Annotated in this window: 21 protein-coding genes and 1 riboswitch; of the genes, 11 read left to right on the top strand and 10 right to left on the bottom strand. The window is 65.3% G+C overall.

Annotation, left to right across the window (positions count from 1 at the left end; genetic code table 11):
* The first annotated feature begins 189 nt into the window (after positions 1-189).
* Positions 190-1,647 carry a Do family serine endopeptidase gene (locus tag MB818_RS08245; RefSeq protein ID WP_238904758.1) on the top strand — a complete coding sequence of 486 codons (1,458 nt, stop codon included), beginning with the start codon at positions 190-192 and terminating at the stop codon, positions 1,645-1,647.
* 67 nt (positions 1,648-1,714) lie between these two features.
* Positions 1,715-2,083: a nuclear transport factor 2 family protein gene (locus tag MB818_RS08240; RefSeq protein ID WP_234144836.1), complete on the top strand. Its 369-nt coding sequence runs from the start codon at positions 1,715-1,717 to the stop codon at positions 2,081-2,083.
* A gap of 210 nt (positions 2,084-2,293) precedes the next feature.
* On the opposite strand, the gene MB818_RS08235 is transcribed toward MB818_RS08240, so the two are convergent.
* The 5 genes from MB818_RS08235 to MB818_RS08215 form a co-directional block, all read right to left on the bottom strand.
* Positions 2,294-2,962, bottom strand: coding sequence for a Crp/Fnr family transcriptional regulator (locus MB818_RS08235; protein ID WP_234137813.1), 669 nt, complete (start codon positions 2,960-2,962; stop codon positions 2,294-2,296).
* A gap of 76 nt (positions 2,963-3,038) precedes the next feature.
* Complete coding sequence (locus MB818_RS08230; RefSeq protein WP_234167784.1) at positions 3,039-3,650, bottom strand: inner membrane-spanning protein YciB; 612 nt, start codon at positions 3,648-3,650, stop codon at positions 3,039-3,041.
* A gap of 19 nt (positions 3,651-3,669) precedes the next feature.
* Positions 3,670-4,572 (bottom strand): EamA family transporter, encoded by a 903-nt coding sequence (locus MB818_RS08225; protein ID WP_234166931.1) that lies wholly within the window; start codon positions 4,570-4,572, stop codon positions 3,670-3,672.
* Positions 4,573-4,666: 94 nt separating this feature from the next.
* Positions 4,667-5,842: a signal recognition particle-docking protein FtsY gene (gene ftsY / locus MB818_RS08220; RefSeq protein ID WP_238904756.1), complete on the bottom strand. Its 1,176-nt coding sequence runs from the start codon at positions 5,840-5,842 to the stop codon at positions 4,667-4,669.
* Positions 5,843-5,903: 61 nt separating this feature from the next.
* On the bottom strand, positions 5,904-6,542 hold the full coding sequence (locus MB818_RS08215; protein ID WP_238904753.1) for a lysoplasmalogenase family protein: 639 nt from the start codon (positions 6,540-6,542) through the stop codon (positions 5,904-5,906).
* A gap of 112 nt (positions 6,543-6,654) precedes the next feature.
* On the opposite strand from MB818_RS08215, the gene MB818_RS08210 reads away from it, so the two are divergent.
* Both MB818_RS08210 and MB818_RS08205 read left to right on the top strand, forming a co-directional pair.
* Entirely contained in the window at positions 6,655-7,653 is a 999-nt protein-coding gene (locus MB818_RS08210; protein ID WP_238904751.1) for an alkane 1-monooxygenase, read from the top strand.
* 36 nt (positions 7,654-7,689) lie between these two features.
* Entirely contained in the window at positions 7,690-8,079 is a 390-nt protein-coding gene (locus MB818_RS08205; RefSeq protein WP_439653282.1) for a hypothetical protein, read from the top strand.
* A gap of 72 nt (positions 8,080-8,151) precedes the next feature.
* On the opposite strand, the gene MB818_RS08200 is transcribed toward MB818_RS08205, so the two are convergent.
* Together MB818_RS08200 and xseA are read right to left on the bottom strand one after the other, a co-directional pair.
* A complete protein-coding gene (locus tag MB818_RS08200; protein WP_238904748.1) occupies positions 8,152-8,793 on the bottom strand; it encodes a glutathione S-transferase family protein in 642 nt (213 codons plus the stop codon).
* Positions 8,793-10,280: an exodeoxyribonuclease VII large subunit gene (gene xseA, locus MB818_RS08195; protein ID WP_238904745.1), complete on the bottom strand. Its 1,488-nt coding sequence runs from the start codon at positions 10,278-10,280 to the stop codon at positions 8,793-8,795. Before xseA ends, MB818_RS08200 begins: the two co-directional genes overlap by 1 nt.
* Before the next feature lie 87 nt (positions 10,281-10,367).
* On the opposite strand from xseA, the gene purD reads away from it, so the two are divergent.
* Together purD and MB818_RS08185 are read left to right on the top strand one after the other, a co-directional pair.
* Positions 10,368-11,630: a phosphoribosylamine--glycine ligase gene (gene purD / locus MB818_RS08190; protein WP_238904743.1), complete on the top strand. Its 1,263-nt coding sequence runs from the start codon at positions 10,368-10,370 to the stop codon at positions 11,628-11,630.
* 156 nt (positions 11,631-11,786) lie between these two features.
* Entirely contained in the window at positions 11,787-12,401 is a 615-nt protein-coding gene (locus tag MB818_RS08185) for a LuxR C-terminal-related transcriptional regulator (protein WP_234137822.1), read from the top strand.
* Between the two features lie 7 nt (positions 12,402-12,408).
* Here the strand turns inward: MB818_RS08185 and MB818_RS08180 are convergent, their stop codons facing one another.
* Together MB818_RS08180 and MB818_RS08175 are read right to left on the bottom strand one after the other, a co-directional pair.
* The gene (locus MB818_RS08180) at positions 12,409-13,218 is read right to left on the bottom strand and encodes an FG-GAP repeat domain-containing protein (protein WP_238904740.1); all 810 of its coding nucleotides are present in this window, start codon (positions 13,216-13,218) and stop codon (positions 12,409-12,411) included.
* A 122-nt stretch (positions 13,219-13,340) separates the two neighbouring features.
* Positions 13,341-13,664: a 2Fe-2S iron-sulfur cluster-binding protein gene (locus MB818_RS08175; RefSeq protein ID WP_011047086.1), complete on the bottom strand. Its 324-nt coding sequence runs from the start codon at positions 13,662-13,664 to the stop codon at positions 13,341-13,343.
* Positions 13,665-13,848: 184 nt separating this feature from the next.
* Between MB818_RS08175 and MB818_RS08170 the strand changes: the two genes are divergently transcribed.
* The 5 genes from MB818_RS08170 (at position 13,849) to MB818_RS08150 (ending at position 19,260) form a co-directional block, all read left to right on the top strand.
* Entirely contained in the window at positions 13,849-14,376 is a 528-nt protein-coding gene (locus MB818_RS08170) for a peptidoglycan-binding domain-containing protein (protein ID WP_234137824.1), read from the top strand.
* A 167-nt stretch (positions 14,377-14,543) separates the two neighbouring features.
* Positions 14,544-14,621: riboswitch (SAM riboswitch) on the top strand.
* Positions 14,622-14,688: 67 nt separating this feature from the next.
* Positions 14,689-15,879 (top strand): O-succinylhomoserine sulfhydrylase, encoded by a 1,191-nt coding sequence (gene metZ, locus MB818_RS08165; RefSeq protein ID WP_234137825.1) that lies wholly within the window; start codon positions 14,689-14,691, stop codon positions 15,877-15,879.
* Between the two features lie 176 nt (positions 15,880-16,055).
* The gene (gene folE2 / locus MB818_RS08160; RefSeq protein ID WP_234137826.1) at positions 16,056-17,159 is read left to right on the top strand and encodes a GTP cyclohydrolase FolE2; all 1,104 of its coding nucleotides are present in this window, start codon (positions 16,056-16,058) and stop codon (positions 17,157-17,159) included.
* A gap of 179 nt (positions 17,160-17,338) precedes the next feature.
* Positions 17,339-17,761, top strand: coding sequence for a hypothetical protein (locus tag MB818_RS08155; protein WP_234216241.1), 423 nt, complete (start codon positions 17,339-17,341; stop codon positions 17,759-17,761).
* A gap of 50 nt (positions 17,762-17,811) precedes the next feature.
* Positions 17,812-19,260 carry a TrkH family potassium uptake protein gene (locus MB818_RS08150; RefSeq protein WP_238904738.1) on the top strand — a complete coding sequence of 483 codons (1,449 nt, stop codon included), beginning with the start codon at positions 17,812-17,814 and terminating at the stop codon, positions 19,258-19,260.
* Positions 19,261-19,360: 100 nt separating this feature from the next.
* On the opposite strand, the gene MB818_RS08145 is transcribed toward MB818_RS08150, so the two are convergent.
* Positions 19,361-21,112, bottom strand: a complete 1,752-nt coding sequence (locus MB818_RS08145; protein ID WP_234137829.1) for a trypsin-like peptidase domain-containing protein — start codon at positions 21,110-21,112, stop codon at positions 19,361-19,363.
* Positions 21,113-21,270: the final 158 nt, after the last annotated feature.

Raw genomic sequence — 21,270 nt, 5'->3', positions numbered from 1 at the left:
TTTTCCTTGGCTCGGTGCCTGCCTCCTTTCATTTCCCCGCGATCCCGAGTTGCGGGCGGGGGCAAACTGACTACATTGTTGTCGAGACAGTGACCGGACAAGGCGGCGCCCCCGGTCGGCAGGTAGGTGACAAGGAGACCCCCAGTGCAGCCACAGGCACGCAGTATCGCCCGGACGCAGGATAGCAGGATGATCACCAACGCCCGGTTGATGGGGCTGGCGGGACTGAGCGTGCTGTTCCTGCTGCTCCAGACCCTCATCGCCCAGGCCCGGCCGGAAAGCCTGGCGCCGCTGGCGGACAAGGTCAGCCCGGCGGTGGTCAACATCACCACCTCGACCCTGGTCGAGGGCCCGACCGGCCCGCAGGGAATCGTGCCCGAAGGCTCGCCCTTCGAGGATTTCTTTCGCGAGTTCCAGGACCGCAACGGCGGTGGCGACCGGCCCCGGCGCAGCTCGGCGCTGGGCTCGGGCTTCGTGATCTCCGAGGATGGCTATATCGTCACCAACAACCATGTGATCGCCAAGGCCGACGAGATCCTGATCGAGTTCTTTCCCGGCGACGGCCAGCCGGCGCGCGAATTGCCGGCCAAGGTGGTGGGCACCGACGAGAACACCGATATCGCGCTGTTGAAGGTCGAGGCGGACGGACCGCTGAAATATGTCAAGTTCGGCAATTCCGACACCGCGCGCGTGGGCGATTGGGTGATGGCGATGGGCAATCCGCTGGGGCAGGGCTTCTCGGTTTCGGCCGGAATCGTGTCGGCCCGCAACCGGGCGCTCAGCGGCAGCTATGACGATTACATCCAGACCGACGCGGCGATCAACCGGGGCAATTCCGGCGGTCCGCTGTTCAACATGGATGGCGAGGTGATCGGGGTGAACACCGCGATCCTGTCGCCCAATGGCGGCTCGATCGGCATCGGTTTCTCGATGGCCTCGAACGTGGTCACCAAGGTGGTGGGCCAACTGCGCGAATATGGCGAGACCCGCCGCGGCTGGCTGGGCGTACGTATCCAGGATGTGACCGAGGACATGGCCGAGGCGATGGGGCTGGAAAAGACCGGCGGTGCGCTGATCAGCGATGTGCCGGACGGCCCCGCCAAGGAGGCCGGGCTCAAGGCCGGTGACGTCATCCTGAGCTTTGATGGGGCCGAGGTGCGTGACACCCGCGACCTGGTGCGCCGGGTGGGCGAAAGCGAGGTCGGCAAATCGGTGCGTGTGGTGGTGTTCCGCGACGGTGGCACCCAGACCGTGCTGGTGACCCTTGGCCGTCGCGAGGATGCCGAGCGCGCCGGTTCGGGAACCGAGGACGAGAACGATGGCGGCCAGTCCGAGCCGGAAGCCAGCAAGAAAGAGTTCCTGGGCCTGACGGTCAGCGTGCTGACGTCGGATATGCGAACCGAGCTGGGCCTTGCCGACGATGCGACCGGGCTTGCAATCATCGCGGTCGACGAAGCGTCGGAAGCCTTTGAAAAGGGATTGCGCACGGGCGATGTGATCACCGAGGCGGGGCAGCAGAAAGTGGCCACGCTGGCCGATCTGGAAACCCGTATCGACGAGGCGCGCGAGGCGGGCCGCAAGTCGCTGCTACTGCTGGTGCGGCGCGGTGGTGAGCCGAGATTCGTGGCCTTGAGCCTCGATCAGTGACACGCGCGAACAACGACAAAAAGGCGGCCGGTTATCCCGGCCGCTTTTCATTTGGCGAGAGGACGTGATGGGAGATTTGCTCGAAACGCTTCTGGAATGTGAAACCCGGGTCTGGCAAGCGCTCGTCGCGGGTGATGCCGCGGCCGATATCGCGGCGCTCGATCCGGGTTTTCTGGGGGTTTATCCGGACGGCTTTGCCGGGCGCGACGCACATGCGGGGCAACTTGCCAATGGTCCGACGGTTGCACGGTTCACCCTGTCGCGGGCACGGGTGCTGGAACTGGCTCCGGGCTGTGCGGTGCTGAGCTATAGCGCACGGTACCGCCGGGTCGGGCGGAAGGCGGACGAAGAGATGTATGTCAGCTCGATCTGGCGGCGGCATGGCGAGGGCGGCTGGCGCAACCTGTTCAGTCAGGACACGCCCGCGGTCGGTTGAGGCGCCAGAGAAAAAGAGCCATGTGCGGGGGCACATGGCTCAAGTGAGGTAATGGAGGTCAGTACGGGACGGAACACTGGGGATGCTCCCCGACCTCAGGACGGTAACCACGGACAGGTATGATGGCAGGGACGATTCGGATCTGTGACCCATGTCACAAGCGATGAATATCCTGTGCCGGGGCCACGGTTCCCAGGCCGCAGGTGCGGGTCAGATCTGATCGGGGTCGGCCAGCGCCCGCAGAGCATTCGGGTCGCGGATCGCAAGTGTCCCGCGCCCCACATCGATCACGCCCAACCGCTTCCAGGTGGCCAGGGTCTTGGAAATCGCCTCGCGCGTCGCGCCGACATATTCTGCCAGTTCCGCCTGCGACAGTCGCACCGTTGCCCCGCCCGCGTCGTGTTGCGGTGCCAGGTGCAGCAGCTTGCGCGCCAGCCGGGTCGGAACAGGCAGAAACACCTGTTCGTTGAGTTGTCCGCCCATCCAGCGCATGCGCTGTCCGGCCAGCCGCACCATGTCGATGGCCAGTTCCGGATGCCGGTGAAGCTCGGCCATCACGTCGGCGCTGAGCACCCTGAGCACCCGCGACGGTTCTACCGCCGTCACCGTCGCGGTGCGCGGGCCGGGATCGAACAGCGCGATCTCGCCGAACACAGCGCCGGGGCCGACAAGATCGAGCGATAGCTTGCGCCCGTCTAGCGAGAGGATCGATATTTCCATCGAACCCGCCAGCACGGCATAAAGCGCGTCCCCCGGATCACCCTGCTTGAAGAGCCCCGCGCCGCGCTCAAGCCCGATCTCGGTGGCCTGGGCCGCCAGCATCTGTTTCAGCCTTGGCGAGGCGTCGGCCAGAAAGCCGGTATCGGGCAGGGATATCATGGCGTCGCGGACCTTTCACGGGCTTCAGGTCAATACCCTAAGCCGGGGATGAGCGACACTCAAGCGGCGCGGCGGATCAGCCCTGGTCCTGGTCGGGGTCGATCATATGGGCCTGCAGCAGGCCGAATTGCAGCATGATGAAGCCCATCAGCAGGATCGGAAAGCCGAAGGTCTCGATCTTGACCCAGAGATCGGTGGACATGTTGCGCCAGACAAGCTCGTTGGCCACCGCCAGTCCGGTGAACGCGCCGCACAGCCGACGGGTCAGGATCATCCAGCCTTCGTCGCGCATGGGCAGCACGTCACCCAATACATAGGCCAGATAGGAACGTCCCCGCATCAGCCCGATGCCCAACAGGACTGCGAAGACGCCATAAACCAGCGTCGTCTTCATCTTGAAGAAGCGCTCGTCGTTGAACCAGGCCGTAAGCCCGCCGAAGAAGATCACCATGAAGGCGGTGAAGATCTGCATCCGGCTGAGCTTGCCCGTCAGGGCCCAGAGCACCCCCATCGCCGCCAGCAGGATGGGGATGAAGACCAGTGTTGCCACGATGAACCCCGAGTATTCGGCGCCGGCGATCTGAAAGGTCTTTTCCTTGAGCCTGAGGTAGATCAGGAAAAAGGCCACCGTCGGGCCCAGTTCCAGCACCTGCTTGATGATCGGGTTGATGTCCTTTTCCGCCGCCATGCCGTTCCTGTCCATTCCTTCAGCCTCCGAACTCAACTATCACCGCACCCGCTGCGATCAACCCCATCAGAGCGATCCGGCGCGGTCCGACCGTCTCTTTCAGCACCAGCCAGCCGATGAGCGCGGCAAACACGGTCGAGGTTTCGCGCAGCACCGCGGCCTCGCCCACCTTGTCGAGCCGCGTGGCCAGCATGATGGCGCCGAAGGAGAGAAAGGCGGTAATGCCCCCGGCAAAGCCGCGCAGGATCAGGGGACCGGGGGCGGGGCGGTGGATCATCGATCGCCAGCGCAGCCCGGCGATGACCGGAAACACCAGCCCGTCGATGAAGAAGAACCAGGCCAGAAAGGTGAACGGATCGGCGGTGGCCCGGATGCCATAGGCGTCATAGGTGGTGTAGAGCGCCACGAAGAGGCCGGTGATCGCCGCCAGACCCAGCGCGGGCATCAGCGTCTCGCGCGCGGTGTCGAGAAAGATCATGTTATAGACGGCAAGCCCGAAGATACCCGCCAGCAGGACACCGACGCCCAGCCATTGCAGGCCGGTGAAGGTCTCGCCAAAGAGCAGATAGGCGCCGATCACGGTAAAGAGTGGCCCGGTGCCGCGCACCACCGGATAGACCACCGTATAGGCGCCCTTGGTATAGGCCATGGCCTGAAACAGCTTGTAGAAGACATGGATCAGCCAGGCGGTGGCGAAGATGGGCCACATATGCGGCTCGGGCCACGGGACCACGAAGAAAGCAAAGGGCGCGGCCATCAGCGCATAGGCGCCGTCGATGGCGCCCCGGCTGAGCCAGGGATCGTGTCGGCCCTTTTGCAACGCGCCAAAGACCGCGTGCAGGAAGGCCGCCATGAGTGCGAGACCCAGCGCAAGGTCGTGACCGGCGGCGGTACCTTCGAGCGAGACGAGCCAGGTGCTCATGATCGCGGGGGAGTTTTCCGGGGCCAGCGCCGGGGGGCTGTCTGCCCCCCGGACCCCCCGAGAGTATTTCTGGCGAAATGAAGCGGGATGGGCGTCATGCCTGTGTGTCGAGCCCGGTCAGCGCAGCGGCGAACTCCTCAGGGTCGAAAGGGGCCAGATCGTCGATCTGTTCGCCCACCCCGATGGCGTGGATCGGCAGGCCGAAGCGGTCGGCAAGCGAGACAAGGATGCCGCCCTTGGCGGTGCCGTCGAGCTTGGTCATCACCAGGCCCGAGACATCGGCGAGTTTCTGGAAGGTCTCGACCTGGCTGATCGCGTTCTGGCCGGTCGTGGCGTCGAGCACCAGAAGCGTGTTGTGGGGGGCGGTGTCGTCCTTCTTGCGGATGACGCGGACGATCTTGGCCAGCTCCTCCATCAGGTCGGCGCGGTTTTGCAGGCGGCCCGCCGTGTCGATCAGCAGGAGGTCGGCGCCGTCGGCTTGGGCGCGGGTCATGGCGTCAAAGGCGAGCGAGGCGGGGTCGGAGCCTTCGGGCGCGGTCAGCACCGGCACGCCGGCGCGGTCGCCCCAGACCTGGAGCTGTTCGACGGCGGCAGCGCGGAAGGTATCGCCGGCGGCGATCACCACCTTCTTGCCAGCCGCCTTGAACTGGCTGGCAAGCTTGCCGATGGTGGTGGTCTTGCCAGAGCCGTTGACGCCCACCACCAGCACCACTTGCGGGCGCCTGGGGTAGAGCGGCATCGGGCGTGCGACCGGTTCCATGATGCGGGTGATTTCCTGCGCCAGCAGTTCCTTGATCTCTTGCGTCGAGAGTTTGCGCCCGATCCGCCCCTCGGCCATGTTGGCAGTGACGCGCAGGGCGGTGTCGACGCCCATGTCGGCGGCGATCAGCAGCTCTTCGAGCTGTTCCAGCATGTCGTCGTCCAGCGTGCGGCGGATCACGGTTGCGCCGCCGGGGCGAGCGAAGAGGCGGCCCAGCAGGCCGCGGCCCGTGCCGGTTTCAGCGGGCGGGGTCGGGTCGATGGGCTGCGGCGCCTCGGGCGGCATCGGCGCCGGGGCGGGGTCAACCGGCTGCGGCTCCGGCATCTCGGGCGTGTCGGGCAGTTCCGGCACCGGTTGCGGTTCCGGGTCGGGCTCGGGGATCACCGGGTCGGGTTGAGCGGCGGTAACCGTCTCCTCGACCCCGCCATCCTCGACAATCGCGTCGAGCCCCTGTTCGATCTTCGAGGACGATTTGAACAGACGGTCCTTGAGTTTCGAGAAAAACGCCATGTCCGGCCCTCCGCTTGCGATCCTGTCTCACCTAATGCGGATTGGCGCCGGTTGCAAAGGGTCAGGTGAGCGCAAGGGCAAAGCCCATCTGCGCGCCCCAATAGAGCGGCCAGACCAGATAGGGGGTCAGGCGCAGGGCCGGGTGGCCGGGCGGCAGCAGGAATTTCTCGGTCGCGAGGATCATGTCAGAGGCGATGAAGGCGGCTGCCGCAGGCAGCACCCAGGCCAGCATGCCCGCCTGCGGCAGGGTCAGTGCGGCCAGCCCCATGCCGAGAATGATCGGGATATAGGCCAGCACCGGCGCCCGCAGGTCGCCCGCGCGGGGGCCGAGCAGGCTGGCCATGACCAGCCCCAGCACCGCGAGGCCCGCCACCAGTGGCCACTCTTCGGCAAGCCGCCCGGTCTCGCTGGTGGCATGGGTCAGGAACAGGGCAACATAGACCAGGTGACCCGCGGCAAAGGCGCCGACACCGGCCATGAAGGTGGCCTCGGTCTCGCGCGACAGGAGCCAGTCGCCCAGCGCGCAGAGGGCTAGCGCCAGCACCAGCAGCATGGGGCCGCCCGCGACCAGCACCATCAGCGCCAGCAGCGCCACCGAGGCGGTCTTGACCGCGCTGCGCATCAGGCTGGCGGGGCGGGCGGTCAGCGCCAGATAGGTCAGGGCACAGGCGGCGGCGATCCAGAACAGGGTGTGGCTCACAGGGTCCTCCGGTCTTTGGGCCCAGTTGACGTGGGCGGCACCGGGCGAGCAAGGGGATTTTCGCGCGGGTGACGCGATGTTAAGCAGACGCACCGATACCGAGGGAGCCCGCATGTATCGTTATATCCTTGCCAGCCTGTCGCCCTATGCGGTGCTTGGCACCGCCTGCCTGCTTGGGGGGGGCTGGGCCTGGGGGGCGCTGATCTGGATGACCGTCTATGTGGCGGTGATGGACAAGCTGCCGGTGCGACCGCTGGCAGCGACTGACTGGGCGGGCGCGCAAGCCCTGCCGGTGGTGCTGGCGGGGGCGCATTTCGCGCTTTTGGCGCTGGCGATCCCGGCGCTGGCGCAGGGGGCGCTGAGCGGCTTGAAGGCGGTGGCTCTGGGTGTGGCGGTAGCGCTGTGTTTCGGGCAGGTGTCGAATTCGAACGCGCATGAACTGATCCACCGGGGGGACCGCTGGCAGCACTGGCTGGGAGCGGCGATCTATGTCAGCCTGCTGTTCGGTCACCACACCTCGGCCCATATGCGGGTGCATCACCTTTGGGTGGCGACCCCGCGCGACCCCAACTCGGCGCGGTTTGGGCAGGGGTTCTGGGCCTTTTTGCCGCGCGCCTGGATCGGTTCGTTCCGCGCCGGGCTGGCGGCCGAGCGGGCGCTGAGGAAGGGCCGGGGCGCGACCCCCTACCGGGCCTATCTGGCAGGGGCGGCGGCGATGCTGGCGGCTGCCTGGCTGTTGGCGGGCGGACGCGGCGTGCTGGTGCTGCTGCTGTTGGCGGGCTATGCGCAGATACAGCTACTGCTGGCCGATTACATCCAGCACTACGGGCTTCGACGCGAAACGCTGGCCAATGGCAAATACGAACCCGCCCGCGCGCACCATTCCTGGAATGCGCCGCATTGGTACAGTTCGGCGATGATGCTGAACGCGCCCCGCCATTCCGATCACCACCAGTACCCGGCCCGCGATTTCGCGGCGCTGCGGCTGGACCCCGGGATGCCGCAATGGCCCTATGCGATGCCCATCATGGCGGTTCTGGCAACGGTGCCGCCGTTTTGGCGGCGGGTGATGGACCCGCGGGTTCACGAGGTCACAGAGAACTGTGAGTAGCCCCCGGCGGCGGCTTCTGCCAAACTTGAGCGCATGATGCGATTGGCCCTGATTCTCGCGATGCTGGCACCACCGGTGCTGGCGCAGCCTGTCATGTCGGCGGAGGAGTTCGACCGCTATACGCAGGGCAAGACGCTGTTCTATGGCTTTGACGGCACTGCCTATGGTGTGGAGCGCTATCTTTCCGGGCGCAGGGTGATCTGGTCGTTTCTCGACGGCGATTGCAAGGAAGGCATCTGGTACGAGGCGGCGGGACAGATCTGTTTCGTTTACGAGGACAGGTCCGATCCGCAATGCTGGGTGTTTCGTGATACCGGCGGTGGGCTGGTGGCGCAGTTCGAGGGGGATCCGACCCAGACCGAACTCTACGAGGCCGACGAGATCGGCGAAGAGATGCTCTGTTACGGGCCGGATGTCGGGGTCTGAGGCCGGGCTGGGGGCGCTGCCCCCATCGCCTGCGGCGATTCTCCCGGAGTATTTCGGGCGAAATGAAGCGGCTCAGGTCACGCGAAGCTCTTCGTAAGAGATCATCACATGCTGGCGGAAGGCCGGACGCGCGCCGAGGCGTTGATAGTAGAGTTGCAGATGTGGCAGCGGCGCGCGGTCGATGTCGATGTCGTAGTAGCGATAGAGGATATGTCCGAGCTGGATATCGGCCAGGGTGAAAGCGTCTCCGGCAATATGCGTGTGGCGCGAAAGCTGGGTGTCGGCGAGGGCGAGCTTTACCTCGAGGTCACGCACGGCCCGTTTGATCGCGTCGGGATCGCGCTCTTCGGGAGCGGTGCGGACCACGCGCCAGAAGACCGGCGTGGTGAAAGCCTGGGCCACGTTCAGCTTGGCCCATTCGGCCCATTGATCCACCCGCGCCCTCCGAAGCGGCTCGGCGGGCCAGAAGCTGTCCTTGCCATAGCGGGCGGCGAGATAGCGCAGGATCGCACCGGTTTCCCAGATTGGTGGGTTGCTGCCGTCCTGAAGTACCGGGATGGTGCGATTGGGATTGAGGCGGCCGAATTCCGGCGTGTCGAGCCCGCCATAGCGATGCCCGGCGTCGTGGCGGATATGGGGCAGGTTGAGTTCACCCACGCACCACATCAGCGCCTGCACATTCGAGGAGGTCTTGCGGCCCCAGATCGTCAGCATCAGAACAGCGAGCCCTGTTCGGGCGGGGTCTGTTTCGGTCTGCTGGCGGCTCTTGCGGGGGCGGCGCCGGCGTCGAGCGTGCCATCGGCGAATTCGATCTGGAGGGCTGCGGCCTTGGCCGCCTCTGCGCGGGTGGTCAGCAGCGCGCCCTGATCGTCGCGTATGACGGCGTAGCCGCGCGCGAGCGTGGCCTTGTAGCCGAGCTGGATGCGTAGCCGGTCGGTGGCCTGCAGCTGCTGGCGCAGGCGGTCGACGCGGCTCGTGTGGGCGTTGTGCAGGCGGTCCGACAGACGGGTCAGCCGGTCGCCCTGTGCCACGATCTCGCGGTCCAGCGCGTGCGGCGACAGGCGCGAGCCCAAATGGGCGAGCCGGTCGCGGCGGGCGGCGACCAGTGCGCGCAGGCTGGCGGGGCGCAGCGGTGCTGAAAGTTCGGTCAGGCGCAGGCGGCGACGCTGGACCCCCTGTGTGAGGGCGGCGGGTAGGCGTTCGGCGGCGCGGTCGAGCCGTTGGCGCGGCGTGTCCAGCAGGCTGTCGGGCCGGGGCAGCGCGCGCGACAGGTCGCGCAGGCGCTGGGCGCGCCTCTGCACCGCGTCAGAGGCCGCGCGCGACAGGCGGGCGCCCTGTTCGCCGGTCCAGGCCAGCAGTTCGAGGCGAACGGGGACGGCCATCTCGGCGGCGGCGGTCGGAGTGGGCGCGCGCCGGTCCGAGACGAAGTCGATCAGTGTGGTGTCGGTCTCGTGCCCCACCGCCGAGATCAGCGGGATCTGGCTGGCCGCTGCCGCGCGGGCGACGATTTCCTCGTTGAAACCCCACAGATCCTCGATCGAGCCACCGCCGCGCGCCACGATCAAGAGGTCGGGCCGGGGCAGCGCGCCGCCCGGGGTGAGCTGGTTGAACCCGTCGATCGCGCGGGCCACCTCGGGGGCGCAATTGGCGCCCTGCACGGCCACCGGCCAGATCAGCACCTTGCGCGGAAACCGGTCGCGCAGCCGGTGCAGGATGTCGCGGATCACCGCCCCCTGCGGCGAGGTGATCACCCCGATGATCTGCGGCAGATAGGGCAGCGGCCGCTTGCGTTCGGGCGCGAACAGCCCCTCGGCCTCAAGCTGTTTCTTGCGTTTTTCCAGCAGCGCCATCAGCGCGCCCTGACCGGCGACCGCCACCTCGTCGACGTTCAGGTTGTATTTCGACTGGGCGCCAAAGGCGGTCAGACGGCCGGTCACGACAACTTCGAGCCCTTCTTCGGGCACCACCGAAAGGCTCGCGACCTGACCCTTCCAGGTGGTGCAGGCCAGCACATTCCGGTCGTCCTTGATGTCGTAATAGAGGTGTCCCGACCGGGCCTTGAAAACGCGCCCGACCTCGCCGCGCACCCGGATGCGGCCAAAGCTGCCCTCAAGCGTGCGCTTCACCTCGCCCGAGATCTCGGTGACGGTGAATTCGGGCATGTTCTGGCCCGGTTGGGGGTCGTCGAGGAGGTCGGACAATTGGGCGCTCCGCTGGTGGCTTGAGAAAGGAGTCGCCGCAGCTTAGAACGCCGGACAACCAAGGCCAAGCAGATCGGAGCGCGTCACATGAACATCCTCATTCTCGGCAGCGGCGGGCGCGAACATGCGCTGGCCTGGGCGGTGATGCAGAACCCCAAATGCGACAAGCTGATCGTGGCGCCGGGCAATGCGGGGATCGCGCAGATCGCGGAATGCGCGGTTCTCGACATCATGAATGGTGGGCTGGTGGCGACATTTGCCGAAGAGAACGCCATCGACTTTGTCATCGTGGGCCCCGAGGCGCCCTTGGCCGCGGGCGTGGCCGACCGGCTGCGCGAGGCCGGTTTCCTGGTCTTTGGCCCGTCCGAGGCGGCGGCGCGGCTGGAGGCCTCGAAGAGCTTTACCAAGGAGATCTGCGATGCGGCGGGAGCGCCCACGGCAGGCTATGCGCGGTTTACCGAGGCAGGGCCTGCCAAGGATTACATCCGGGCGCAGGGCGCGCCCATCGTGATCAAGGCAGACGGGCTGGCCGCTGGCAAGGGTGTGATCGTGGCAATGGACGAGGCGACCGCGCTGGCGGCCATCGACGACATGCTGGGCGGCGCCTTTGGCGGCGCCGGGGCAGAGGTGGTGATCGAGGAATTCATGGAGGGCGAGGAGGCCTCGCTTTTCGTGCTGGTGGACGGCGAACAGGTGCTGTCCATTGGTACTGCGCAGGACCACAAGCGGGTGGGCGAGGGCGATACCGGCCCCAATACCGGCGGCATGGGCGCCTATTCCCCGGCGCCGGTGCTGAGCGCCGAGGTCGAGGCGCGCGCGATGGACGAGATCGTGCGCCCCACCATGGCCGAGATGGCGCGGCGCGGCATGCCGTTTCAGGGCGTGCTCTATGCCGGGCTGATGATCAAGGACGGCGCGCCGCGTCTGGTGGAATACAATGTCCGCTTCGGCGACCCGGAATGCCAGGTGCTGATGTTGCGGCTGGGCGCGCAGGCGATGGACCTGATGCATGCCGCCGCCGAGGGCCGTCTGGGCGAAGCGCGGGTGAACTGGGCCGACGATCACGCGATCACCGTTGTAATGGCGGCCAACGGTTATCCTGGTTCCTATGAGAAAGGCAGCGAGATCAGGGGCCTGGATGCGCTTCCCGAAGATAGTCGCAACATGGTCTTCCATGCGGGTACCGCCGAACGCGAGGGCGCGATCGTCGCGACCGGCGGCCGGGTGTTGAATGTCACGGCGCGGGGCGACAGCCTGCAAGAGGCGCGCGAGCGGGCCTATGCCATGGTCGAGGCGATCGACTGGCCGGGTGGGTTCTATCGCCGCGATATCGGCTGGCGCGCACTCTGACCGGGCAAGGGGGCGCTGCCCCCGCCGACAAAATTCGCCGAATTTTGTCGGCCCCCCGGGAGTATTGGAGGCGAAATGAAGAGGGAGCGGTGCGGCCCGGAGAGAGGTTTTCATTCGCCTTGGTCGCGCGATATGATCGGGTCAGGGAGGAACGGCATGCCGGGACCGGTCGACAAGGATCTGTTGGACAACGCCTATGCCACGCGCGAATTGCGCGGGCTGGCCTTTGACTGGGTGCCGGTCGGGATCGTGGTGACCGAAGCGCGGGTGATCCGCGAGGTCAATCACCGCTTCTGTTCCATGTTCGGCTATGCGCGCGAGGAGTTGCTGGACCGGCTCTTCGTGTTCCTCTACCCCTCGGACGAGGAGTTTCAGAACATCCTGCATCGCGGCGACAAGGATCTGGGCGAGGGCAATCTCTATTGGGACGAGCGGGTGATGCGGCGGCGCGACGGTGAGTTGTTCTGGTGTCGGGTGCGCGGCCAGACCTTTACCCCCGAAGAACCGCTGGCCCGCGCGGTCTGGACCTTTGCCGACCTCTCCGAGATCCGCCGCTATCAGCCGCTGAGCCGGCGCGAACGCGAGGTCTATTCGCTGTTGGGCGAGGGAAAGACCAGCAAGGAGATCGCGCGCGAGCTGGACCTGAGTTATCGCACGGTCGAGGTGCACCGGGCGCGGCTCTTGAAGAAGTTCGGGGTCAGCAATACCGCCGCCCTGTTCCAGTCGCTGGGCGATATTGGCGGCGAACATGTGGTGCCATCTGCCGGGTGAGGGGTGGCTAGAGGGGCTTACAGGCGAGCTCGGCAGCAATCGCGTTAGTTGAAAAGCGGCCAAGCGCCCGGCTTTGCCAGTCCTCGTCATGGCGCAGGGCGATGATCTGGCGCCAGTCGGCGCTGGCCAGCACGATTTCGGGGCCACTGCCGCAGTCGCGCAGGCCACCGGAAATGTATTCCTCGCCGATGCGGTGATTGGTCAGGCCGGGCAGGGCGGCGATCTCGGTCAGGGTACCGTCGCGGTAGCGCCAGATGCGAAGGATCTTGGCCAGGTGCGGGCGGTCGACATAGGCGATTTCCATGAAGCCGTCGCCGTCCAGATCGGCGGCGCCCAGCACAGCCAGCCAGCGGTTTCGGGTGCCGATGGGGGGTGTCGCGGCCAAGAGGCGGGCGCGGCGGTCATAGACCTCGAGCCTTGCGCCATCGGTGACGGTGCTGCGCACCGCGATCACCTCGGGCAGGCCGTCTCCGTCGAGATCGGCCAGATGCGGCGCGATATCCTCAAACACCGCGCCGTCGGGCAGGGTGGTTTCAGCGGGGCAGGTGATCCGGGGGTCGCCCGGACGAAAGACATGGATGGTCAGCGCCTTGGCATCCCTGAGCCGACCCAATACGCCATGGCCGTATTCGTCGGTTTCTACGGCATAGGCGGCATGCAACCGAAGCTGCGCGTCGCGCGCCGCCCAGTCCTCGTGCCGACCCGAAGCGGTACGGTTGTCAAAGGCCGTCTCGGCCCCGCGCCCCGGCAGACCCCGTTCGGGATAGCGCGCCTCGCAGGTCCAGGCGCTGGCTGGGGCCAACCACAGGCACGCCATCAGAGCCGCGCCGCGGGACACAGAGTGCAAGAGGCGCAACGGTCGACGCGGCGCCTTGTCCGGGGTGCGTGCGACGCCAGCGGAAAAAATGGTCTCCGCAAGCGCTGGCAGCACCCCCGGCATCAGATCTGCTTTTCGGGCATCTGCACGACAAGGCCATCCAGCGCATCGGTGACCTTCAACTGGCAGGTCAGGCGCGAGCGGGCCGGATCGGGCTCGTAGGCGAAATCGAGCATATCTTCCTCCATGTCGTCCTTGGCGGGGAGCTTCTCGACCCAGTCGGGATGGATATAGACATGGCAGGTGGAACAGGCGCAGGCGCCGCCGCAATCGGCCTCGATGCCCGGGATGTTGTTGTCGCGGGCGCCTTCCATCACGGTCAGGCCGTTGGCGACCTCGACCGTGTGCTGGGTGCCGTTATGCTCGATATAGGTGATCTTTGCCATGGCTCGGATGTTCCTTTGTAACGTTGCGCTGACTCCAATATCCAAGCCATTTAGGTCTGGCCAGCCCGTTTTGCCAGCCGGTGTGCTGTCAGCCGCTTTTGCGGCGTCCCAACCCCCGGTCCTCGAGGCTTTGCGCGGGGGGCAAGATGGGGTAAGGTGCGGCAAAAGCCCCAGAGGCCCGAGCATGACGTCACGAACCGCCCTTTTCTGTGCGCTGGCCTTTCTTGGCCTGAGCGCATGCAACGCCGGCCTGCCGGACGTGGATACGCTCCGCGAACCGGAAGTGTCGCGCTTTACAGCCGAAGCGCCACCGGGGGCTGCGCCCGGCACCTGCTGGGGCAAACAGGTGACACCCGCGATCATCGAAACGGTGACCCATCAGGTGATGTTGCAACCGGCGGAAGTACAGAGCGATGGCAGCGTGCTGCGGCCCGCGGTGTACAAGACCGAGACCCGGCAAGAGATCGTGCGAGAGCGCAAGGAAACCTGGTTCGAAACACTTTGCGCCGAGGAAATGACACCGGAATTCATAGCCTCGGTGCAAAGGGCGCTGGCGGTGCGCGGCCTCTATCGTGGCGCACCAAGTGGTGAGATGGATGCCCGGACCCGCGCCGCGGTGCGCCGCTATCAGAAACCGCAGGGGTTGGACAGCGGTATCCTCTCGCGCGCGGCAGCGCGCGAACTGGGATTGGTGGCGGTCGAGCGTGCCTAGGCGGAGCCGGTTTTCGCAAGAAAACCGGCTCGGAAAACGGCCCGTTTTCCGTCTCGGAATTCTTGCAGAATTCCGCCCGCCGTTTCGAGGCGCGAGATCGATGACTGCTTCGCGATCCGATGCGCGCGGGCTTGACGCAACTGCTTCACGGGTCTAAAGCCCCTTGTCAGGAACCACGTGGCGATTTGTTACCGGATTGCGGGCCACGCTAAACATCACCGCTAAAAGGTCAGGATGAAAGACCCCCTTTCGCTTGACCCGCGATTGGGGTTTTTCTTTGCCCTTCTGGTTCCGGGGCCGAAAGGAACGGATATGAGCACGGATTGGAGCAAGCGCACACAGGCGGTCCATGGCGGCACCCGCCGCAGCCAATGGGGCGAGGTGAGCGAAGCGGTCTTTCTGACGCAGGGCTTTGTTTACGAGACCGCCGAACAGGCCGAGGCGCGGTTCATCGAATGCGGCCCAGACGAGTTCATTTATGCCCGCTATGGCAACCCGACGGTGGCGATGTTCGAAGAGCGCATCGCGGCGCTCGAAGGGGGCGAGGATGCCTTTGCCACCGCCTCCGGCATGGCGGCGGTCAATGGCGCGCTGGTGTCGATGCTGAAGGCAGGCGACCATGTGGTGTCGGCCAAGGCGCTGTTTGGCTCGTGCCTTTATATCCTTGAGAACATCCTGACCCGCTACGGGGTCGAGGTGGCATTCGTCGACGGCACCGATCTGGAGCAATGGCGCGCGGCGGTACGGCCCGGCACCAAGGCGGTGTTCTTCGAGAGCATGTCGAACCCGACGCTGGAAGTGATCGACATTGCCGCGGTGTCCGAAATCGCCCATGCGGTGGGCGCCAAGGTGGTGGTGGACAACGTCTTCTCCACGCCGGTCTTTTCGCGGGCCATCGAACAGGGCGCCGATGTGGTGGTCTATTCGGCGACCAAGCATATCGACGGTCAGGGCCGCGTGCTGGGCGGAGTGATCATCGGCAGCCGCGAGTTCATCCGGGGCACGGTGGAACCCTATCTGAAACATACCGGCGGCGCGCTGAGCCCGTTCAACGCCTGGATCATGCTCAAGGGGATCGAGACCATGGCGCTGCGCGTCAATGCGCAGGCCGAAACCGCGCAGAAGCTGGCCGAGGCACTGGAGGGGCATCCGGCGCTGGCGCGCACGCTTTATCCCGGGCTGAAGAGCCATGCGCAGAACGCGCTGGTGCAGACGCAACTGGGCGGCAAGGGCGGCACGGTTCTGTCGCTCGATCTCAAGGGCGGCAAAGAGGCTGCCTTCCGCTTCCTGAACGCGCTGACGATCCCGGTGATCTCGAACAACCTGGGTGATGCGAAATCCATCGCCACGCATCCGGCGACCACGACGCATCAACGGCTGAGCGAGGAGCAGCGCGCGGCGCTGGGCATCACGCCGGGGCTGATCCGGTTCTCGGTCGGGCTGGAGGATGCGGGCGATCTGCTGGCTGACCTTCGGGCTGCTCTCGACTCTGCCGCCGGCTAGGACGGATCGCTGGGGGTGCCGCCACTTCCGGTATCCGCCCAGGCTGCCATATTGGCGCACAGGCGTCGTTTTCCATCGGTTTTTTTGAACCGCTTGGCAATATCCCGCGTAATCAGGTGGATTGAAGTGACGGACCGGTCCATATTGTGGGACGGACAAGACCGAGGATGTGTGCGATGAACCTACACCCCCGCGATATCGACGAGACACCAGATCGAGATGCAGCCTCCGCCGCGCTTGCGGTGTTGCGCCGCTGGGCCTCGGGTGCCACCGCCACCGAGATCAGCGAACTTGACCCCTCGGTCGCGCGGCTGATGCCGAACGCGGCCCTGTCGAACTATCCCGATCTCAGCCGGCAATACCCAGAGGATTTCACCGTCGATGCGGACTATCGCGCCGGGCTGCCCGACCTGCAGAATGGCCCGTCCAGCCTGATCCGTGGGGCAAAGCAGCAGATCCAGCATGTGGGCATCTCGAATTTCCGCCTGCCGATCCGCTTTCACCGCAAGGAAGGGGACGACCTGACGCTGGAAACCTCGGTCACCGGCACCGTCAGTCTGGAGGCGGGCAAGAAGGGCATCAACATGTCCCGCATCATGCGTTCCTTCTATAAACATGCCGAGCGCACGTTTAGCTTCGAGGTGATCGAGGCCGCGTTGGACGATTACATGACCGATCTGGACACGTTCGACGCGCGTATCCAGATGCGGTTTTCCTATCCTGAGCGGATCGAAAGCCTGCGTTCGGGGCTGAGCGGGTATCAGTACTACGACATCGCGTTGGAACTGGTCGAACAGGGCGGCGAGCGGCTCAAGATCATGCATCTGGACTATGTCTATTCCTCGACCTGCCCTTGTTCGCTGGAACTCAGCGAACATGCGCGCTCCAGCCGGGGGCAGCTGGCCACGCCGCATTCGCAGCGCTCGGTGGCGCGGCTGTCGGTGGTGGTCGATGGCGATGCCAGCTGTCTGTGGTTCGAGGACCTGATCGCGCTGTGCCGCCGGGCGGTGCCGACCGAAACTCAGGTGATGGTCAAGCGCGAGGACGAGCAGGCATTCGCCGAGCTGAACGCCGCCAACCCGATCTTTGTCGAGGACGCGGCGCGGCTGTTCTGCGCCGAGCTGCTGGCCGATCACCGGATCGGCGATTTCCGGGTGGTCGCCAGCCATCAGGAGAGCCTGCACAGCCATGATGCGGTCTCGGTCCTCACCGAAGGCCCCACCTTTGCAACGCCCAGTCTCGACCCGCGTCTGTTTGCAACTCTGTTCCACGTCGGATAGCCACACTTTCTACAAAGGGCAGTGGTTTGGCGGATTTTTGCCGCGTTGCGGCATTTTTGCTGCGCAAGCACAGCTCGTGTGCCGTAGACTGGCCTTGATGCAGATTCGCGTATCGGGCCTACCCGTGTTCCCGACCGGATGCTGCATTCGCCCGATCTGTCTGATGGAGTGAGATGGCGATGCTACTGATGACCTCTTCGCTGCATGCCCAGGCCGCCGCGTATCGGCTGGCTGGCTATGCAATCAGCAACCAGCTGCGCGCTATGCAGATCCTGTCGCGCGCGGCGCTGAATGCACCGCTTGCACAGGTTCAGGCGTTGCAGGCGGCTGCGGCCGCGCCGGCACCGCAAAGGACGGTTTTCGCAAGCGCGAAGACCACGGCACCCAAACCGACCAAACCAGCCGCTGAAACACATTTCGCTGCGGATACCGCAAGGCAGGGTGCTATAGCGCCCGCACTGGCCACCAGTGCACAGGAGCAAAAGTCCGCGCCCGCAAGCGTCAAGGCGACTGTTGCGGCGACGCATCCGGCCCCGCGTCGGCGGCGCAAGCCCTCGGCCCCGGCCCCGTTGCCGGCCAAAGCCCACCCCTCGGGCAAGTGATGCGCGCGGCCGCTTGACTCCAGCGGCGCGGGGCGCCAACCCTGCGCCTCATGTTGGATATGCGCCCTGTTGGATATGTGATCGGCCTGCTGGTTGCCATTCTTGGCGCCACCATGGCGTTTCCGCTTGCCACCGACCTGATTGAGGGGCGGGGGGCGTGGCCGGTTTTCCTGCAAAGCGGTGTCATCACCGTGATGACGGGGGCCGTATTGGCGATCAGCTGCGCCAATGGGGTGCGTGAGGGGCTGACTATCCAGCAGACCTTCTTGCTGACCACGCTGGTTTGGGTGGCTTTGCCCCTGTTCGGCGCTTTGCCATTCATCTTTGGCGCCACCGAGCTGCGCTTTGTAGATGCGTTTTTCGAGGCGATGTCGGGCTTGACCACCACCGGCTCCACCGTGATTGCCGGGCTGGACGGTTTGCCGCGTGGGCTGCTTTTGTGGCGAGGTATTCTGCAATGGTTGGGTGGGATCGGCATCATCGTTGTTGCGATGGTGTTCCTGCCGGAATTGCGAGTGGGCGGCATGCAGATCTTCCGCTCGGAAGGGTTCGACACGATGGGCAAGATCCTGCCCCGCGCGCAGGAGATCGCGGGCCAGATCACCGTGATCTACGTGGCGCTGACCTTTGCCTGTGCTCTGGTCTATGGCGCGCTGGGGATGAGTTTCTTCGACGCGCTGGTACATTCGCTGACCACGGTCTCGACCGGTGGATTTTCGAATTACGACGCCTCGTTCGGGACTTTCCAGGGCCTGCCGGAATATGCCGCCTCGGTCTTCATGATCCTCGCGGCACTGCCGTTCGTGCGCTATGTGCAGATGGTGAACGGGCATTCGGCGCCGCTGTTTCGCGACAGCCAGGTGCATGTGTTCCTTATCGTGATCGCGATCCTGGTCGGAATGACCACCGTGGTTTTGACAACGGTGTTTCCACATCATGTTGAACAGGCCTTTCGCGAGGCGCTGTTCAACATCACCTCGATCATCTCGGGCACCGGCTATGCCAGCGTCGATTACATGGGCTGGGGCGGGTTCCTGGTCACCATGTTCTTTGTCATCGGGCTGATCGGCGGCTGCGCCGGATCGACCGCCTGTTCGGTGAAGATCTTCCGCTATCAGCTGCTTTTCGCCTCGATCAAGGTTCAGTTGCAACGGATCCGGACCCCCCACGGGGTGTTCCTGCCCCGCTTCCAGGGCCGTCCGATCGGGCCTGATGTGCTGGGCTCGGTGATGAGTTTCTTTGTCTTTTTCATCGTGACCATGGGCGTTCTGGCCTGGGGGCTGGCGCTGACCGGGCTCGATTTCATCACCGCGCTGTCGGGAGCCGCGACGGCGATTGCCAATGTGGGACCCGGCTTGGGAGACGAGATCGGGCCAGCAGGCAATTTCGCCGGGCTGAACGATGCCGCGAAGTGGATGCTGAGCGTGGGCATGCTGATCGGGCGGCTCGAGGTCATGTCGGTCTATGTTCTCTTCACCGTGCAGTTCTGGCGCGCCTGACAGGGGTTAACCGTTTTTCGTCATGAAAAACGGCCTGGAAAACGGATGTTTTCCAGGCCGGAATTTTTGCAAAATTCCGGCTTTGCCGGAACGCCGGGTCTCAATCCCAGCAGCTGACAAGAACCGTCATGCCGCTGGCGCGTCGGTTCAGTTCGTCCGGAGTGATCCGGCCTGTCGGCGCCGCCTCACGTGGGGTCATTCCCGAAGCGGCGAGCACGTCGCGCAGGGCCTGCGCCTTGGCGGCAAAGCTTACTCCGCGCGGCAATTGCTGGCCGGTTGCCGGTTGCGGCAGCAGCATGCCCACCACCGCGCCCTGGTCGTCGATCACTGGCCCGCCTGCATCGCCCGTTTGAACCAGCAGACCCATCCGCGCCAGTTCGGTTTCACCGCGCAGGCCCTTGACGTCATCGAGCGTTCCAAAGGTCAGCGTCGGGGCGCCCAGGATACCTTCGTAGGCATAGCCCGCCACCGTGATCTCGGCGCCCAAGCGCGGCATCTCGCGGCCCAATCCGGCCACCACCATGGGTGCCAGCGCCTGATCTGGCCGCAGCACCGCCACGCCCAGACCGGCATCGGTGTCGATCACTCGCGCGTCATAGCTTCCATCCAGCGTTACGCGGGTGCAGCCCTGCACCGCCTCGGCCACGGTCATCACGGTGCCCTTGCCATCGATATAGAAGCCCGAGCGTGACAGGCGCGGCTTGCGGATTTCCAGCCCCGAGACCAGATCGACGTTTTGTACCGCGTCGCCACCCGCCGCCGGATCCAGCACCCCGTCGGTGCGGCTAAAGCTTGCCCGCATCGCATCCAGAACCCTGGTGCGGCGATCCTCGTCGCCGGTAGGCCAGATCAGGGTAAAACCCTTGATCTCACCGCCACTCAGCGCAGCCTCGGTATAGGATACGATGCCATTGCCGTGCCCTTCGAGTGTGAAGCTGTCGCTGCGCCGTTCGCGCGGACCGTCCAGCGGCACGATCTCCAGCGTCTGCATGATGTCATAGAGGCCATAGAGCGTCGCCTTGTCGCCGGGCTGACTGATCAGCAGCACCCGTGCGCCCAGCGTGTCAGAGGCATCGAAATGGGCAAAGGGCGCCTCGTAGCGGCTGAACCGGACCACGCCCAGCGGCAGGTCCATTTCGATCCCGGTAGCGGTGTCGCGGTGACGCGCCATGCCGGTCGAGATCAGCGGCGCGTTGTACTGATCCATCAGCACCTTGCGCTGGCGGGTGGTCAGCACGCCGGTGACCTCGAACCCGTTGAAGCCCTGCCAGTCGGCCATCGACCGGCGGGTGCCAGCGCCAAAGGCGCCGTCAATCGCGGCATTGTAAAAACCAGCGGCCTGTAGGGCGGTCTGCAGCCCCTGACGCTCCTCTCGGGTCAATGCCTGCTCGCTGCGGCGTGCCTCGGCCGGGGTTTCGTCCGCCGGTTCCGGCTGCGCCTGCGGCGTTGCTTCGGCCACCGGCTCGGGCGCGGTTTGTTCGACTGGTGCCACCACCGCACCCCGGTTCAGCAAATCCGAACCCATTGGCCAGAACTGTTGCGCCAGCGCGCCCGAAAAGGTGATGAAGCTGTCTCCGGGAATGCGCCGCTCGGTGCGATAGACCCGCAAAACCTGCTCGGCATCATCGCGCAGATAAGGGCCCAGCACGATACCGTACCAGCCCCCACCCAGCGAGAACCCGGCCACGTCGGACAGATTGGAGGCATAGGTCTGAGCGCGGTCCTGCGCGGTGCGAAGATTGGGGTGCGCCTCGATCTGGACCCAGGCCACCTCGTCTGTGGATTGCTGGGCCAGTGCGGCAGATGAAATCAGATAAAAAATCGAAAGGACGGCGATCAGCGGTCTTATCATTGTTGGGTCTCGTACCTTCAAATACGTATCGTCCGCGCAGGTTATGCAGGAAATCGCGGCAATTGCCATGGGGCAGGCGCGCGGTGCTGTGGGGTGTGGCGATATCAGCGCAGCAGCCTGTGCCGAGGCAGGGCAGATGCGCCGTTGACGCTGGGGGG

It is taken from the genome of Ruegeria alba, assembly GCF_022321465.1.
GTDB classification, from domain to species: domain Bacteria; phylum Pseudomonadota; class Alphaproteobacteria; order Rhodobacterales; family Rhodobacteraceae; genus Ruegeria_B; species Ruegeria_B alba.
This window is presented reverse-complemented; position numbering and strand designations above follow the sequence as displayed.